Below are 17,025 nucleotides of genomic sequence, written 5' to 3' on the forward strand. Positions count from 1 at the left end.
TCGTACACACACAGAAAAGCAGGAAACGCACATGACCGCAGAACTCAAGCTCGGGTACAAGGCGTCGGCGGAACAGTTCGGCCCACGTGAACTGGTCGAACTCTCAGTGCTCGCCGAAAGTCATGGACTCGACAGCGCCATGGTGAGCGACCACTTCCAGCCGTGGCGGCACAAGGGTGGCCACGCCCCGTTCTCCCTGGCGTGGATGACAGCAGTCGGTGAGCGCACCACAAGGATCCAGCTCGGCACCTCGGTTCTGACACCGACATTCCGGTACAACCCCGCCGTCATCGCGCAGGCATTCGCCACGATGGGACTGCTCTACCCCGGACGGGTGATGCTCGGGGTCGGCACCGGTGAAGCACTCAACGAAATCGCGACCGGGTTCGAAGGCGATTGGCCCGACTTCAAGGAACGCTTTGCCCGCCTGCGCGAATCCGTGCAACTCATGCGCGAACTATGGAAGGGCGGCCGGGTCGACTTCGAAGGTCAGTACTACCGCACCACCGGCGCCTCGATCTATGACGCACCCATAGAGGGCATTCCGGTGTACATCGCGGCAGGCGGTCCGGTCGTCGCCCGCTACGCCGGCCGTGCGGGTGACGGATTCATCTGCACCTCCGGTAAAGGCATGGAGCTCTACAACGACAAGTTGATGCCAGCCGTCGCCGAGGGTGCGCAGAAAGCCGAACGGAAGGTCGAGGACATCGATCGTCTGATCGAGATCAAGATTTCCTACGACACCGATCCCGCACAGGCACTGGAGAATACCCGATTCTGGGCGCCGCTGTCCCTGACACCCGAGCAGAAACATGACATCACCGACCCGATCGAGATGGAGGCCGCCGCGGATGCGCTCCCCATCGAGCAGGTCGCGAAGCGGTGGATCGTGGGCGCCGACCCGGACGAAGTGGTCGAGGCGATCAAGCCCTACATCGACGCAGGGCTGAACCACCTGGTTTTCCACGCTCCCGGTCACGATCAGAAGCGCTTCCTCGAGTTGTTCGAACGTGACCTGGCACCCCGGCTGCGGGGGCTCGGCTAACTCACCCCAGCCCGTCACCGCACCGTCCAGCCAGACACCGCGGTGACCGTCACCGCACCCGTCCAGCCATGGACAGTGCGATGACCGTCGGCGGCGCACCAGGTGTTCGGCCCTACAGAGTGGTTGGAATTTGCTTCCCAACCACTCACCCGGGCCGTACGTCGCCAAGGCCTGGTGCGCCGCTGTACGACTTTTTCACCGACACCCATACCTATGCGCCAGAGCCGATCCAGTCGCTCGACCAGCCTGAAGACCAGGGAGATCACGTGAAGAGAGTCGGCGTCATCGGCGGCGGGACAATGGGCGCAGGGATGGCGGAAGTAGTCGCACGAGCCGGTGATTCAGTGACCATCCTCGAACGCGACATCACCTCGGCCACGGCCGCAACGGACCGTATCCAGTCCTCCCTCGCCCGTGCCGTCAAGTCGGGACGACTCGACAACAACGCCTCGGCGGACATCTTCGCGAGAATCAACGTCACACTCGGTATCGAAGACTTCGCGGACCGCAACCTCGTGATCGAAGCCGCTCCCGAGATCGAAGCCGTGAAGCTCGACCTCTGCCGCACGCTCGACGACCGTCAGTCCATCGGCAATTCTGGCAACAAATACCTCCGCCATTCCGGTCATCCGGCTCGCAAACGCCACCCGAAACCCCGGGCGGGTGATCGGCGTCCACTTCTTCAACCCAGTGCCCGTCCTGCCGCTCGTCGAGATCGTCGTCAGTCTCACCACCGCAGAATACGTGGTCGACCACGTCACTACCTACGTACAAGAGCGGCTGGGGAAAAGGACCATCCGCGCGGGGGACCGGGCAGGTTTCGTCGTCAACGCCTTGCTGATTCCGTACCTGGTCAATGCGATCAGGATGCTCGAATCCGGATTCGCCAGCCGGGAAGATATCGACGAAGGCATGACCAGTGGCTGTGCCCATCCTCTCGGACCTCTGACACTGTGCGACAGAATCGTCCTCGATGTCGTCCTCGCGATCACCGAATCGCTGCACGCTGAATTCCGGGAGCAACAGCACAGCCCGCCGCCGTTGTTACAGCGCATGGTCGATGCCGGTCGTCTCGGTAAGAAGACGGGCCAGGGGTTCTACTCCTACCCATAGTCCAGACCGCCCGTCGAGAAATGGGCGGCCAGAATCAGTCCCGGCACCGGCAGCAATCGAGTGCCCATATTCCCCACCCCGCAATAGGAGACTTCTGCCCGTGTCGATCACAGACGACATCCACGTTCTCACGCAACCGGTTCACCCCGCCGACTGGACCGAACTGGACACCAAGGCCGTCGACACCATCCGGGTGCTCGCCGCGGACGCGGTGCAGAAGGTGGGTAACGGCCACCCCGGCACGGCCATGAGCCTCGCCCCCCTCGCCTACACCCTCTTCCAGCGCGTCATGCGGCACGATCCCACCGACGCCGACTGGATCGGTCGCGACCGGTTCGTCCTGTCCTGCGGGCACTCCAGTCTCACCCTCTACATCCAGTTGTACCTTGCCGGCTACGGGCTCGAACTCGAAGACCTTGAAGCGCTGCGCACCTGGGGCTCGAAGACCCCCGGCCACCCCGAGCACGGCCACACCCGCGGTGTCGAGATCACCACCGGGCCGCTCGGGCAGGGCCTCGCCTCCGCCGTCGGCATGGCCATGGCCGCCCGCCGCGAACGCGGCCTCTTCGACCCCGAGCCCGCGCTCGGCGACAGCCCGTTCGACCATCACATCTACGTGATCGCCTCCGACGGGGACATCGAGGAGGGCGTCACCTCCGAAGCCTCCTCCATCGCCGGCGTCCAGCAGCTCGGCAACCTGACGCTGATCTACGACGACAACGAGATCTCCATCGAGGACGACACCGCCATCGCGCTGTCCGAGGACACCGCCGCCCGCTACGAGGCGTACGGCTGGCATGTGCAGATCGTCGAGGGTGGCGAGAACGTCGTCGCCATCGAAGAGGCACTGAACAAGGCCCGCGAGGTCACCGACAAGCCGTCGCTGATCCTGCTCCGCACGATCATCGGCTTCCCCGCACCGACCAAGATGAACACGGGCGCGGCGCACGGCGCCGCCCTCGGTGCCGACGAGGTCGCGGCCGTGAAGAAGGCTCTCGGCTTCGATCCGGACCAGACGTTCGAGGTCGCCGACGAGGTCATCGCCCACACCCGCAAGGTCGGCGAGCGCGGCGCGCAAGCACACAAGGAATGGCAGGCCCAATACGACGAGTGGACGCAGCGCGCCCCGGAGGGTAAGAAGCTGCTCGACCGTCTGATCGGCCGCGACCTTCCCGCCGGCTGGGCCGACGTCCTCCCCACCTGGGAGCCGGATCCCAAGGGCGTCGCGACCCGCAAGGCGTCCGCCGCCGTCCTCAACGCCGTCGGACCGGTGCTCCCCGAACTGTGGGGCGGCTCCGCCGACCTCGCCGAGAGCAACAACACCACGATCAAGGGCGCCGACTCCTTCGGTCCCGAAACCATCTCCACCCGGATGTGGACGGCCCAGCCGTACGGCCGCACCCTGCACTTCGGGGTCCGCGAGCACGCCATGGGCTCGATCCTCAACGGCATTGCGCTGCACGGACCGACCCGCCCGTACGGCGGCACCTTCCTCGTCTTCAGCGACTACATGCGTCCCGCCGTGCGGCTCGCCGCGATCATGAAGACCCCAGTCACCTACGTGTGGACGCACGACTCCATCGGACTCGGCGAGGACGGGCCCACCCACCAGCCGATCGAGCACCTCGCCGCGCTGCGCGCGATCCCCGGCCTGTACGTCGTGCGGCCCGGTGACGCCAACGAGACCGCCCACGCCTGGCGCGCCGTCCTCGAGAAGGGCGCCGACGAGGCCACCCGCGCTCCCGCCGGCCTCGCCCTGACCCGCCAGGACCTGCCCGTCCTCGAGGGCACCAGCTACGAGGGTGTCTCCCGCGGCGGCTACGTCCTCGCCGACGCCTCCACCGGGGCACCGGAGGTCGTGCTCATCGGCACCGGATCCGAGCTGCAGCTCGCCGTCGCCGCCCGCGAGACCCTCGAGGCCGACGGCATCCCCACCCGGGTCGTGTCCATGCCCTGCGTCGAATGGTTCGACGCCCAGGACCAGGCCTACCGTGACAGCGTCCTCCCCCCGACGGTCAAGGCGCGGGTCTCCGTCGAGGCCGGCATCTCGATGCCCTGGTACCGCTTCGTCGGCGACGCAGGCGAAATCGTCTCCATCGAGCACTTCGGCGCGTCCGCCGACTACAAGACCCTGTTCCGCGAGTTCGGCTTCACCGCCGAAGCCGTCACCGCCGCCGCACAGCGCTCACTCGCACACGCCAAGCGCTCTCTGCACGCTCCGCCTCCGCCCACGAGCAGGTTCACCGCAGTTGCCAGAGCGAACTGACTACGCACACAATGCCTGGCCATACACGAACCGGCAATCCGTATGCCCGCGAACAATTGCGGCGGACTGGCACCTTCACGCACGGGTGCGATGGCCTCGGCGTAATAGCTCTCCGGCACCTCCCGCTCACTACGCTCGATCAGCTCGCAGAAATCCCACTTCCGCAGCAACTTGCCGTCACGGAACACCGGCTGCAGGATGTTCTCCTCCGGCGAGATCGACTCCCGCGGCACCGTCTGATACTCACCCTGCGACAGTCGCAACCCGAGACGGCCACGCTTGGACGCCTTCATCGCATCCCCGGTCGGCGCCTTCGCAATGCCCCGCCACTCACCATTGACACACACCGCCGACGCCTTCTGCCCGAAGTTCATCGTGTCCCGGTTGCAGTGCTGCAACAGCCCGCCACCCATCCCGAAGATCGCGTTCTCCGCCGACAAACCGCGGCGCTCGAGCTCGGCATACACAAGCTCGAGCAGCAGTTGCGCCGCTTTGGGGCCATTGTCGACGAGCGGCCGCCGGACGGTCGTCAGGCCGGCGGCTCGCGGGCGTCGAGGGCGAGCAGGTCGGATACCGCGACGACCGCCATCATCGGAACTCATTGGCTGGATGTGAGGGCCGCCGGACCCTGCGCCCGACGATTTCCGCGAGATCCGCTGTTGGTCGACCTGTCCGCCGTTCACGCGCGTGATCAGGACAGTGTGAATGCCTTGTACCCGGCCGCGACGTTTTCCTCCCAGTGGTCGAAGTAGGAAGGAAGGCCGCCAGAGTAGTTGAACATCTGGCTCGGCTTACCGGGAATGTTTGCCCCGTGATACCAAGACTTGGCCCGCGGAAAGAGCGACATGTGGAAGACTTCCTCCACGTGCGCCGTCCGTGATTGCTCTGCGTCCTCGCTGGTCTCGAACCGCTGGTATCCGCCGTCGCGAACGTGAGTCAGGAAGTCGACCACGATCTCTCCTTGCACCTCCGCGCAAGTGGGCCCGTTGCAGAATCCGGCAGGGCTCTGCGGGCCGTACACGAACATCAGGTTGGGGAATCCTGCAGTGGCGAGTCTGATGAAGGTATCGAGCCGCTCGGACCACTTGTGGCTCAGGAGTTGATCATTGGTGCCTCGGATATCGATCGACGTGATGCCACCGCGGTTCGCGTCGAAACCTGTGGCGAACACCAGGATGTCGAACTCGCGTGGACCGGACTTGGTATGGACACCCGTCGGGGTGATCCGCTCGATCGGATCCTTGTTGACGTCGAGGATGTCGACGTTTTCCTGGTTCACCACATCATAGAAGTTCTGCTCCAGCGAGGGTCGCTTCGTCCCGAACGGATGGGGCGGATCCTTCGGGGCAAGCTTCTCGGCCTTGACCGGATCGGTGACGCGCTGATGGACCTTGTTGCGCCAGAAGTCGTACATGGTGCGGTTCGCGTGTTCATCGAGCAAGACATCTTGATAGTTGGCGAGCCATAGCTCGAAACCGCCGGTAGCCCACATCTGTTCGTAGGTGTCAGCTCGCTCCTCGTCCGAGACTTCGAACACGCTCTTCTGGATGAAGTCCATATCGAATCCGGCAAACGACCTCCGGCGCTGGGCAAATCGCTCGGGAAGGTTTTCCTTCAGCTTCTCCTTGAGCTGGCCTGTCAACTGTTGCTGCCGCATCGGTAGCGCAAGGGTTGGGCGTCCGCTGGAAGATGGTGATCTGTTCGGCGTCTGCGGCGGCCTCTTGGGTGACCTGAACGCCGCTCGACCCGGTGCCGATGATCCCCACACGTTTGCCGGCCTCCCGGTTCTGGCTGCCCGATCGCTTCGTGAGAGTCGATGACCAAGACTGCGGTGGGCAAGATCGACAAAGCCGACATCAGACGACAACATCGGGAAAACACAGGTCGGCCCACCTCGGCAGACCCGGCGAGCACAGTCTCCGATGGTGGCGAGCGCAGCGTTGCAGTCATCCCCACCGGGTCCGGGACAGTGGGCGGGCTGTAGCAAAACGGGACACTGCCACAGATGTGAGCCAGGTTACATTGCAAGGGGGATCGCTCAGAAGATCCCCTGACCAGTTATGTAAGGTGGCTATGAGTATCGACAAGGCAGGCCGCGAGCCAGGGAACGAACGTGAACGATTCTGGACATCAGCGCCATCACGAGAGAGCCAGGAGTTGAGCACTCTCCGACCCGAGATCGAGGCGTCGTGGCGGCGGTGTGAAGTTATCGGCGTCTCGTCCGGCGATGGCGACCTTCCCTACACGCCGGACGTGGATCGCGACAGCCGGTTGAGGAGAGCCGCCGATCCCGTGATCGACAACCTCGTCCTGCACCTGCAGGACGCCCCCGCGACCATCCTGCTGGCCGATTCCGCCGCTCAGATCGTCGACCGCAGGGCGGGCGACGCAGGGTTGCGAGCGCGTTTGGACCGCGCCTACGTGGCACCCGGTTTCCGCTATGCCGAGGAGGACACCGGCACCAACGGGATCGGCACCGCGTTGGAGGAGCGACGACCGTTCCAAGTCAGCGGTGGTGAGCACTTCCGTGAGGCGCTGCAGAGCCTGGCGTGCGTCGGTGTCCCTATCATCCATCCGATCACCCGCACCGTGGAGGGGATCCTCGACATCACCTCCAACCTGTCGGACTCCAACGCGCTGATGGGCGCCTTGGCGCAATCAGCCGTTCGCGAGATTCAGTCGCGCCTCTACGCCGAGTCCTCCGATCGCGAGCAACTGCTTCTCCAGTCCTTCCTGCAGGCCTCTCGACGCGGCTCCTCTGCAGTGGTGTCCTTGAATCAGGATGTCATCATGACCACTCCGATGGCCGCGCAGATCATCGACACGTCCGACCAGGCGCTCTTGTGGGATTGGGCATGCCGAATGCTGGCCGGCCGCGACGAATACATCGGGGAAGTCAGGCTCGCCGACAACGTCACGGTTTCCGCAACTGCACGTAGAGTCGGAGACTCCCGAACGCCGGCGGGCATCGTCATCGAGATGCGGCAGCATCCCCGCGATACGAAGAAGTCGCCCGCCCGTCAATTGGCGTCGGCCTCCTCCGTCGAAAGACGCACGGAGACTGTCAAGATCCCCGGCCGCAGTTTGTCGACGAAACGACTGCAGACCGAACTCGAGCGGCTCGCCGCGATCGACGCACCTGTGCTCGTCACCGGAGAACCCGGCGCCGGCAAGTTCTTCGCCGCGAGCGCCCTCCACCGGATGCAGGATGCCGACGGCCATTTCACCGTGTTCGATGCTGGTACCGCCTCCGTCGACCCCGACGCGTGGATTGCCGGACTGGTCAATTGGAACAAGGTCGACGGAGCCCTCATCATCCGGCATCTCGATCTCCTGCCGGAACAACTGGTCTCCAACGTCTGCGCGATCCTCAGCGACGCCGTCGACAACCGCGCTCATATCATTGCCACCGCCGGCGAAGGGATCCGCCAAGGCCCCGCCGGACGACTGTGCGATCACTTCATGCGCCGCATCGAGATCGATCCACTGCGACATCGGTCCGAAGATATCGCCGACATCAGTGTCGCCCTACTACGTAAGCACGCCCCGGACCGCAACGGCCTGCGACTGCAACCCACTGCGTTGCAACTGCTGGTCGCGCGGGACTGGCCGGGAAATGTCAGAGAGCTCGAATCGGTTCTGGCGTCCTCGCTCCTGCGGTCGATGGGCTCCGACATCGGAGTGCAGCATCTGCCCGACGGATACCGCGACGGTGATCTACGCCGCCGAAATGCCTCGACCTCACTCGAATTGGCGGAGCGTGACGCGTTGCTCAGGGCACTCGTCGAGACCGACGGCAACAAACTACTGGCTGCGCAACGCCTGGGGGTAGCTCGCTCCACCCTCTACCGCAAAATGCGCGCCCTGGGAATCGACGGAAGCCGGTTCCTTCCGCAGTAGTGCCAGTCGATGACGCGACCGTGCCGATCGAGACAGAGCGTCAATCACCGGCTCGCGCCCAGGCCTCGAGCATGCGCCTGGCAATCGAGACTGCGCCGGGCAACAACACGTGCGCAGCCGCCGAGCTCGTCCAATCCCCGGCAGCGAGAGCCTCCCGTACCTCCGCGCGGGTGCACCAGAGAGCTTCGCCGATCTCGCCGTCCCTGAAGACGAGCTCGTCGCGAGGATCGGCGGTGGCATGGAATCCGAGCATGAGGGAGCGTGGGAAGGGCCAGGGCTGACTTCCGACGTAGACCACGTCGGAGACGACGAGACCGACCTCCTCCGCAACTTCCCGTGCCACGCAGCTTTCCAGAGACTCACCCGCCTCGACGAAGCCCGCCAGCGTCGAGAAGTTCCGTGCCGGCCAGTTCGCCTGACGCGCCAGCAGTACTCGGTCTGCCCCGTCGTGCACCAGACAAATGATCGCGGGATCGGTACGAGGATATTCCTCCCGGCCGCACGCCGTGCACACGCGCATCCAACCACCCGAGGTGATCGTTGTCGGCGCCCCATCCCGCGCGCAGAAATGGGCGTCGTCCTGCCACGTCAGCAATGCCAACGCTGTGACATACCGGTCGGCGTCAGCAGCATCGAGGAATGCTCCGTGTGAGCGCAGGTCACCGACCTCGACCTCGGTTCCCGCAGAGGAATTGTCAGCGAGGAACTCGTCCCGCACCGCCCACTCGTGAACCGTGCCACAGACGCCGAGCAGCACGGCGCGCGCGGGAGGCTCGGAGTAGAGGTCGGCGGCCGGTTCCAGCATCAGTTGTCTGTCGACAAGCCGGACCTGACCGCGACCGTTCACGCGAAGTATTCGGGCATCCGGCCACGCCTCCACCCACCCAGCCGCGTCGTCACGCACCGAGACGGGACGGCTCAGGGCACCACGTGACGGCGCATGCCCGGTGTGTTCGACACTCACCACTGGATCACAACTTTCGGAAACGAGCGACACTGTCGACCGGACCGTCGTTCGACGAACGACGGTCCGGTCGCGCCTATCGCGAGGCGAATTCGATCTGAACGGACGAATACGATTCGGCCATCACCGAAATGAATTCCTGGACGAGGCGCACATGATCGGGATGTGCCAGGTATGCGCGAAAGTCGGGAACGTCTTCGAAGGTCGCGGAGATTGCGTAGTCACCGCTGCCGGGCTTGAGGGCCAGATCCCTTCCGTAACGGTATTCCACGACCTCCGGAATCTTCTCCGAGACTGCGCTCAGAGCTTCATGAAAGGACTGAATGTGCTCGTCACTGATGTCTTGCTTCCATTTGAACGTCACAACGTGATTCAACATGGTGAGAATCCTCCCTGGATTCGTGATTCGAACGCGGCATGGTCGGAACCCGGATTGCGTTCCCGGTCAAATCAGTACAGAGATTGCTCCGACAACGCCACCGTCTGCGGAGCGTTCTCCACCATGGGGTAGTGCCCGGTTTTGCCCTGAACGGTCTTCAGGTTCCCGTTCTTCAAGGCCGCCAACGTGTCCCCGAGGTACTCGGCGGTGACGAACGGGTCGCTCTCACCCACGATCAGGGTGGTAGGCCCTTCGTAGATGCCCATCCGGTCGAGGAAGTCGGGACTGGTCCAGTTCTTCAGGTAGGACTCCCAGGTTGCCTGGTCCATCGTCGAGCGGTTGCGGTCGACGAGGTTCTTCAGATCTGTCTCGTCGATGTGTGGTGCCAGCGCGCCACGGATGGCTGCACCCGGGTCGGCCCAGGCCCCGACGAAGGAACCGTACGTCGCTTCGTCGAGAGGGGTACCTGCCGGGGAGACGGGCGTCAGTGCGACGACCGAGGTCACGCGTTCAGGTGCGAGGGTCGCCACCCGAAGCGCTGTGGTGCCCCCCATCGAATGTCCGAGAACGGAAAAGGTCGACCATCCGAGCTGATCGGCGGCGTCGAGGGCGACCGCGGCCATCCCGTCGATTCCGTCGGCCGGTGCTTCGGGACGGTTGACCCCGTATCCCGGAAAGTCGAGGTACGCGTAGGTGAAGCGGGACTGATCCGTCCGGGCGCGGGCGGTGAGCCATACGCTGCTGTCCAGCGCCCAGCCGTGCAACACCAGGATCCGATGGTCACCGCTTCCTTCGATCGCTGCAATCGCGCTCACTGCCGTTCCTCTCTGTCGGCGACGCTGAAATTCCAGCCGTCTGTTATCTCTCCGAATGAAACTAGAACCGCGGTAGGGCGTCGGTGTGTCCGATTGTGAAACACACGCCTGTGATACCGGGGGCGCGGATGTGTGTGTGATTTTCGGACACTCCCCGCGCCGAACGCACCCATAGTGTGGCTCCACCTGCCGGCTGAACAGACTTGCTCATGACATGAAGGAGAACACCATGGCACTCGATCCTGCGGTCAAGAATTTGATAGACACTCTGTACGAGCAGGGACTGAAGTCGTTCGAGCAGATGAGCATTGCTGAAGTCCGTGAGGTCGTCGAGTCCTTCGGCGACCTTCAGGCACCGAAGGCGGACGTCGCTCGTGTCGTCGACACGGTCTACCCCGGCCCCGGTGGCGACCAGGCAGTGCGTCTCTACATCCCGGAGTCCGAAACACCTCTGCCGATCGTGGTGTACATCCACGGCGGTGGCTGGGTCGCCGGCAGCCTCGACGTCACCGAGCAGCCATGTCGCGCGCTGGCCGCCGACGCGAAGGTCATCGTGGCTGCACTGAGTTACCGGCTGGCTCCCGAGCACAAGTTTCCTGCCGCACCCGACGATGCGTTCGCCGCACTGAACTGGGTGGTCGAGCACGCAGCCGACTTCGGTGGCGACGGCACGCGCGTAGCCGTCATGGGTGACAGCGCCGGAGGCAACCTGGCCGCGGTCACAGCCCTCCGGGCACGCGACACCGGCGCCCCGGCACTGCGCGCTCAGGTATTGATCTATCCGGTCATCGACGGCACGGCACGATTCCCGTCGCGCGAGGAGAACGCCGAGGGGTACCTGGTCACCACGGCAGCCATCGACTGGTTCTGGGAGCAGTACCTGGCCACCCCGGAAGACGCCGAGAATCCATACGCCTCCCCGGCCAAGGCCGCGGATCTGGCGGGGCTTCCCTCCACCCTGCTGCTGCTCAACGAATACGAGGTCACTCGGGACGAGGGCGTGGACTACGGCCGGAGGCTGGCCGACCAGGGCGTCCCCGTGCAGGTCGAACTGTATGAAGGCCTTGTCCATGCCGTGTACTGGATGACCGGTGCCATTCCGCGCAGCGCTGAACTGCACGGTGCCGTCGTCGAATTCCTCGGCAAGCAGTTCGCCGACTGACCACGGTGTCCCGGGTCGACAGCATTACAGTCGTACGCTGCGATCGGACCAACTACGGGCACCTTGCTCCAAGAGGGCGACCAGCCTGTCGCGCTCCTTCGTGATCACGGTATGTGGTGCGATGACACCGACGGCGGCGACGGTCTTGCCGTTCTCGCGAACCGCGACCGAGACACCGTCGCCGTCGGTCGACTCGTTGGGGGAGGCGCAGATTCCGGTCTGTTCGATCTCCGGTAGGGCAGCGAAGAACCGCTCGACAGTGTCGCGATCCTCGTCGGGCAGAGTCTGGATGTACGCCCAGAGGTCACGCTTCTCCATCCCGGCAAGCAGTATCCAGCCGCCGGAGGTACGGATGAGCGATCGCCTCACGTAGTTCTCGGCGAGGTACGCGAACCGTGGGTCGGAAGAGCAGTAGTCGACGTAGAAGATGTTCGGACCGACGGCGATCGACAGCACGGTCGTCAAGCCGGAACTCGCGTGGACGTCTTCGAGGTCGGCGTGCGTGACCGTCGAGACGGGCTGCCGCCCAGCGAGGCGGTTGAGTAGATACGGGGCACTGCCGAGCGAGTACCGTCGCTCGTGCTCCTCGAGATAACCCGTCGCAACGAGCCCGTTGACGAGACCTTGCGTCGAACTAATCGGCGCGTCAAGCTCTTTGGCCATCCCACTCAAGGTGAGTCCGGTGCGGGATCGGGCTACGAGCTCGAGAATCGCGGCAATGCGGTCCACGGTTCGATGGCGACTGCGGCCTCGAACATTGAGGGCGTCATCTGATTGCATCACGGCACATTCTCCCTACGGGCACTGCTCCATCCGAGCGGTCACCACCCACTCTATCTTACTTATATCTGCAATTAACTCCTTTATTGCGGAAAATTGCTCGGGCTGACATAGTCCTTGAAGTGCTTCCTGTCGCAGCGAAAGAGGTTTCAGTGGAACTCACACCCGGCGCTCTTCATGGTCTGCGCGTCATCGATCTGACGACCGTGATCATGGGTCCCTTCGCCACCGCAACCCTCGCCGACATGGGCGCAGACGTCATCAAGGTCGAGAGTCTCGACGGTGACATGAGCCGAGATGTAGGTGCCCGCCGCCATGAAGGCATGAGCGCTCTGACACTCAACCTCCAGCGCAACAAGCGCAGCATCGCGATCGACCTCGCCTCCGCAGAGGGCCGCGAGATCCTCGACGATCTGGTGCGCAACGCGGATGTGTTGGTGACGAATCTCCGGCCGCGCTCCCGGCAGAAGTTGGGCATCACCTATGAGCGGCTTTCGGAGAACAATCCGGGACTGATCCTCTGCACCGCACAGGCATACGGCTCCGAGACCGCCTTCCGGGACTACCCCGCCTACGACGACATCGTGCAAGCCGCGTCCGGCGCCGCGAAACTCACGGAACTCATCGACGGTGAACCTCGTTATGCCCCATACGTCATCGCCGACAAGGTCGTCGGTCTCTACATCGTCATCGCCGTCCTCGCCGCCGCGATGGAGAAGAACCGCACCGGCCTCGGCCAGGAGGTCGACGTGCCGATGGTCGACGCGATGATCGGCTTCAATCTCGTCGAGCACTTCGGTGGCCACACCTTCGCCCCGGCGGAAGGGAACTTCGGATGGGCGCGCGTGCTGACACCGGAACGAGTCCCGCACCAGACGGCCGACGGCTGGATCTGCATCATGCCGTACTCGGCGAAGAACTGGAACGACTTCTTCATCATCGCCGGCCGCGGCGACCTGGTGAACAACCCTCGCTACGCCTCAGTGAACGACCGCCACACCCACATGAATGAACTTCTCTCGGCGATCCGTGAGGCCGTCCCGAGCCGGACCACGCGGGAATGGTTGGACTTGTGTCAGACACAGGGAATTCCCGCGTCCGACCTACTCGATCTCGCCCACGCACACGAGAACGCCTACGTCCTGGACCAGGAATTGATCACCAAGCGTGTACACCCCACCGAAGGCGAGTATTACGCCACCCGCACTCCGTTCGCGATGTCGCGCACACCGATTTCGTTCAGCCGACACGCTCCCTTGCTCGGTGAGGACACCTTCACGATCCTCCAAGATCTCGGTTACTCCGCCGACCGCGTCCATGCGCTGGCCGATGCATCCGTCGTGACGGCGACGTCGCCTCAGGCCACCTCCTCCTGAATGGAAGAACCATCATGACCAACCTCAGATTGGTGCCCCCGGTCTCCAGCGACCCACACGCCATGGACGACTTGCGGACCGAGGTCCGTGAGTTTCTTGCCGAGCAACTCAGTGAAGGCAAGATCGGCCGACAGGTCGACTCCTGGTTGACCGGCTGGGACGAGGACTTCACACGTGCATTGGCCGCCCGCGGATGGCTCGGCATGACCGTGCCGGCCGAGTACGGCGGCCACGGTCGACGCCACCTCGAACGGTTCGTCGTCACCGAGGAGCTCCTCGCCGCTGGCGCGCCTGTCGCCGCCCACTGGATCGCCGACCGGCAGATCGTCCCGTCGCTGCTGAAGTACGGCACCGAGGTCCAGAAACACAAGTTCTTACCGGCCATCACGCGCGGGGAATGCTATTTCGGTATCGGTATGAGCGAGCCGGATTCCGGGTCCGACTTGGCCAGTGTGCGCACGAAGGCCACCCGAGTGGACGGAGGGTGGTCCATTACCGGAGCCAAGGTCTGGACCTCCGGCGCTCATCGCGCTGACGCGTTCATCTGCCTCGCCCGCACCGCCCCACTCGATCCGGCACATCGACACGATGGCCTCAGCCAGTTCATCGTCGATCTGCACGCCCCCGGAATCGACATCCGGCCGATCGTGTCGATGAACGGGCAGCACCACTTCAACGAGGTTCACCTGGACGAGGTTCACGTCGAGGACGAGATGGTCTTCGGCACCATCGACAACGGGTGGCAGCAGGTCACCTCGGAACTCAGCTTCGAACGCAGCGGCCCGGAGCGATTCCTGTCGACGTTCGTCCTGCTCGCGAAGACCGCCGAACAGATGAAGCAGGGAATCTTACCGCGGCATTCGAATCTGGGCCGGTATCTCGGACGGATCGCCGGTCTGCACCAGATGTCGACCGCAGTGGCGGGCGCACTCGAGCGCCACGAACCCGCCGACACCGCCGCCGCCGTGGTCAAGGTCCTCGGGACGTCCACCGAAGGCGACGTAGCCGACTTTGCCGACCTCCTCACCGATGAATCTTCGCCTACTCGGTACACCTCGATGCTCGAGGACGCCATCGTCCAACGCCCGGGATTTACTCTCCGGGGCGGCACCAACGAAGTTCTGCGCGGCGTGATCGCGCGGGGATTGGGGATGCGCTGATGCACGCACCAACCACGGTCGACACGGACCTCACCGACATGATGTCCGCGGTCTTTTCCGATCGCCGGGAACGGAACGGGCCCGAGTACGGTATGGCCACGTGCGATCCCTCGCTGTGGGCACAACTCGACGAACTGGGTCTTGTCCGGCTGACCGGCCGCGAAGAGACCGGCGGCAGCGACGCAGGCTGGTACGAGGCCGCGGAACTCGTGCGCGCCGCGGCATCGCACGGGGTCCGGGTTCCTCTCGCCGAACACGACCTGCTCGCCGGTTGGCTCCTCGAAGAGGCCGGCCTACCGATGGATAATGCGCGCCGCACCGCATGCGTACTCGACGAGAAAGGCGTCGCCCGCGGCGTGCCGTGGGCGTCCCAGGCAGACAAGATCGTCACGGTCTGGCGGAACAACGACACGTACGTCGTCGCCGACCTCGAGACAACACTTTTCGACATCACCTCCGGGTCCAACCTCGCCGACGAACCCCGCGACGTCGTTTCCGCCGACACGATCGCATTGTCGGGCACCGCAGTGTCGGACGCGGTGATCCGACAACTTTTTCTGCGGGGCGCCCTCATCCGAGCGCTGCAGGTGTGTGCCGCCCTCGACCGCATCCTCGATCTCTCCGTCGCCCACACCACCGAGCGAGTGCAATTCGGACGCCCACTGGCCAGGTTTCAAGGCGTGCAGAACCTGGTGGCTGACATGGCAGCAGAAGCTTCCCTCGCCCGAACAGCGACCGAAGCAGCACTGACGGAGGCGGTCCGCACGCGGTGGTCGAGTGAGAACCTCGAACTCCTCATTGCCGTCGCCCGGTCGTGTGCCGGACACGCGGCATCGGTCGTCGTCCGTAACGCACACCAGGTGCACGGTGCGATCGGCACCACCCGCGAACACAGGCTGCACGAATTCACCAAACCCGCCCTGGCGTGGCGCTCGGAATTCGGATCCGTCCATTACTGGGACGACACCTTGACTACCGCCGCTCTCGAAGCAGGTTGCGACAATCTCTGGGGCCTTATCACCCGCTGATGCGCCCCAGGCGCCACCAGAAGAGGCACCAGTTTCGCGAGCAGACCTGAAAAGAAGAACTCCGTGGAGGCATCCAATTCGCATCCACGGAGTTCTTCGGTTCTCGGGCACGTCACTCACCGGTGAAGGTGGCGGTTCTCTTCTCCATGAAGGCGTTGACTGCCTCCGTGTGATCGGTCGTCTGCTGAACCAGCGCCTGCATGGCAGCGGATAATTCGAGGAGACTGTCGAGGCTTTGGTGCTGTCCCTCGCGGAGGAGCCTCTTGGCCATCCGTACCGAGTGTGGCGGATTGGCGGCCACCCGGCCGGCGAGCGTGCGAGCTTCGTCGAGCAGCTTCTCCGGCGCAACGACACTGGAGACCAATCCCCACTCGAGTGCCTTGACCGCGTCGACACGGTCGCCCGTCAAGATCATCTCTGCCGCCCGCGCCATCCCGATGGCCTTGGGTAGCAGCCACGCGCCACCGTCACCCGGGATTATTCCGAGCTTGACGAAGCTCTCTGCAAAGAATGCGTTTCCGCTGGCAATGCGGAGGTCGCACATGAGGGCGAGGTCGCATCCGGCACCGATTGCGGGGCCGTTCACTGCTGCGATGAGAGGCACGTCGCAGTTGTACATGATCCGCGGAATCCGTTGTATCCCTGCTCTGTAGCCATTCCGTTGTTCGTGAGGCTTCCCCCCGAACAATCCGCGACGATTCGCCATGTCCTTGACGTTGCCGCCGGCGGAAAACGTCGATCCGGCACCGGTGACGATGACAGCTCGCACACCGTAGTCGGCGTTGACGGCCTCGACGCAGGCGACCAATGCGTCGACTACCTCCATCCCGGAAATAGGATTGCTCTGCGCGGGTCGATTAATCGTCCATGTCTCGATGAACCCGTCGCGTTGGACGAGGACTGGACTATCCATGGGTGTATCTCCCCTATCTTCACTGCGGATCGGTCGTTCGACTGGTGCCCGACCGGCACGCGAACGAACTCGGCGGCGGCGGGCCAGATCCGTGTAGACCGCCGCCGACGAGCACGTTCACCTC

The 17,025-nt window shown here is 64.1% G+C and carries 13 protein-coding genes and 2 pseudogenes; 8 read left to right on the forward strand and 7 right to left on the reverse strand.

Going from position 1 to position 17,025, the window contains the following annotated elements; translation table 11 throughout:
* Nucleotides 1-31: 31 nt before the first annotated feature.
* The 3 genes and pseudogenes from fgd (at nucleotide 32) to tkt (ending at nucleotide 4,424) form a co-directional block, all read left to right on the forward strand.
* Nucleotides 32-1,045 carry a glucose-6-phosphate dehydrogenase (coenzyme-F420) gene (fgd, locus tag ACFWAY_RS26805; RefSeq protein ID WP_378512803.1) on the forward strand — a complete coding sequence of 338 codons (1,014 nt, stop codon included), beginning with the start codon at nucleotides 32-34 and terminating at the stop codon, nucleotides 1,043-1,045.
* Nucleotides 1,046-1,311: 266 nt separating this feature from the next.
* Nucleotides 1,312-2,158 (forward strand): annotated as a pseudogene (locus ACFWAY_RS26810) (3-hydroxybutyryl-CoA dehydrogenase).
* Between the two features lie 100 nt (nucleotides 2,159-2,258).
* Nucleotides 2,259-4,424, forward strand: coding sequence for a transketolase (gene tkt, locus ACFWAY_RS26815; protein WP_378512804.1), 2,166 nt, complete (start codon nucleotides 2,259-2,261; stop codon nucleotides 4,422-4,424).
* Between the two features lie 269 nt (nucleotides 4,425-4,693).
* Here the strand turns inward: tkt and ACFWAY_RS26820 are convergent.
* Nucleotides 4,694-5,026 (reverse strand): annotated as a pseudogene (locus tag ACFWAY_RS26820) (hypothetical protein); the annotation flags it as partial.
* 89 nt (nucleotides 5,027-5,115) lie between these two features.
* On the reverse strand, nucleotides 5,116-6,294 hold the full coding sequence (locus tag ACFWAY_RS26825; protein ID WP_378512805.1) for a hypothetical protein: 1,179 nt from the start codon (nucleotides 6,292-6,294) through the stop codon (nucleotides 5,116-5,118).
* Between the two features lie 287 nt (nucleotides 6,295-6,581).
* Here ACFWAY_RS26825 and ACFWAY_RS26830 point away from each other — a divergent pair, with 287 nt between their 5' ends.
* Complete coding sequence (locus ACFWAY_RS26830) at nucleotides 6,582-8,324, forward strand: sigma-54-dependent Fis family transcriptional regulator (protein WP_378512806.1); 1,743 nt, start codon at nucleotides 6,582-6,584, stop codon at nucleotides 8,322-8,324.
* Between the two features lie 40 nt (nucleotides 8,325-8,364).
* On the opposite strand, the gene nudC is transcribed toward ACFWAY_RS26830, so the two are convergent.
* The 3 genes from nudC to ACFWAY_RS26845 form a co-directional block, all read right to left on the reverse strand.
* On the reverse strand, nucleotides 8,365-9,291 hold the full coding sequence (gene nudC / locus ACFWAY_RS26835; RefSeq protein ID WP_378512807.1) for an NAD(+) diphosphatase: 927 nt from the start codon (nucleotides 9,289-9,291) through the stop codon (nucleotides 8,365-8,367).
* A gap of 73 nt (nucleotides 9,292-9,364) precedes the next feature.
* Nucleotides 9,365-9,667, reverse strand: a complete 303-nt coding sequence (locus tag ACFWAY_RS26840; RefSeq protein ID WP_378512808.1) for a Dabb family protein — start codon at nucleotides 9,665-9,667, stop codon at nucleotides 9,365-9,367.
* Nucleotides 9,668-9,738: 71 nt separating this feature from the next.
* The gene (locus tag ACFWAY_RS26845; protein ID WP_378512809.1) at nucleotides 9,739-10,482 is read right to left on the reverse strand and encodes an alpha/beta fold hydrolase; all 744 of its coding nucleotides are present in this window, start codon (nucleotides 10,480-10,482) and stop codon (nucleotides 9,739-9,741) included.
* 229 nt (nucleotides 10,483-10,711) lie between these two features.
* Here ACFWAY_RS26845 and ACFWAY_RS26850 point away from each other — a divergent pair, with 229 nt between their 5' ends.
* Nucleotides 10,712-11,644, forward strand: a complete 933-nt coding sequence (locus tag ACFWAY_RS26850) for an alpha/beta hydrolase (RefSeq protein ID WP_378512810.1) — start codon at nucleotides 10,712-10,714, stop codon at nucleotides 11,642-11,644.
* A gap of 24 nt (nucleotides 11,645-11,668) precedes the next feature.
* On the opposite strand, the gene ACFWAY_RS26855 is transcribed toward ACFWAY_RS26850, so the two are convergent.
* On the reverse strand, nucleotides 11,669-12,424 hold the full coding sequence (locus ACFWAY_RS26855; protein WP_378512831.1) for an IclR family transcriptional regulator: 756 nt from the start codon (nucleotides 12,422-12,424) through the stop codon (nucleotides 11,669-11,671).
* A 152-nt stretch (nucleotides 12,425-12,576) separates the two neighbouring features.
* Between ACFWAY_RS26855 and ACFWAY_RS26860 the strand changes: the two genes are divergently transcribed.
* Genes ACFWAY_RS26860 through ACFWAY_RS26870 form a run of 3 tightly spaced genes read left to right on the forward strand, consistent with a single transcriptional unit; the run spans nucleotide 12,577 to nucleotide 15,988 of the window.
* Nucleotides 12,577-13,800, forward strand: a complete 1,224-nt coding sequence (locus ACFWAY_RS26860; RefSeq protein ID WP_378512811.1) for a CaiB/BaiF CoA transferase family protein — start codon at nucleotides 12,577-12,579, stop codon at nucleotides 13,798-13,800.
* A 14-nt stretch (nucleotides 13,801-13,814) separates the two neighbouring features.
* Nucleotides 13,815-14,960 (forward strand): acyl-CoA dehydrogenase family protein, encoded by a 1,146-nt coding sequence (locus tag ACFWAY_RS26865; RefSeq protein ID WP_378512812.1) that lies wholly within the window; start codon nucleotides 13,815-13,817, stop codon nucleotides 14,958-14,960.
* Complete coding sequence (locus ACFWAY_RS26870; RefSeq protein ID WP_378512813.1) at nucleotides 14,960-15,988, forward strand: acyl-CoA dehydrogenase family protein; 1,029 nt, start codon at nucleotides 14,960-14,962, stop codon at nucleotides 15,986-15,988. The genes ACFWAY_RS26865 and ACFWAY_RS26870 overlap by 1 nt, the downstream gene beginning before the upstream one ends.
* A gap of 112 nt (nucleotides 15,989-16,100) precedes the next feature.
* Here ACFWAY_RS26870 and ACFWAY_RS26875 read toward each other — a convergent pair whose 3' ends face one another.
* On the reverse strand, nucleotides 16,101-16,901 hold the full coding sequence (locus tag ACFWAY_RS26875; protein WP_378512814.1) for a crotonase/enoyl-CoA hydratase family protein: 801 nt from the start codon (nucleotides 16,899-16,901) through the stop codon (nucleotides 16,101-16,103).
* Between the last annotated feature and the right edge of the window lie 124 nt (nucleotides 16,902-17,025).

It is taken from the genome of Rhodococcus sp. NPDC059968 (assembly GCF_042738615.1).
Classification (GTDB): Bacteria; Actinomycetota; Actinomycetes; order Mycobacteriales; family Mycobacteriaceae; genus Rhodococcus_F.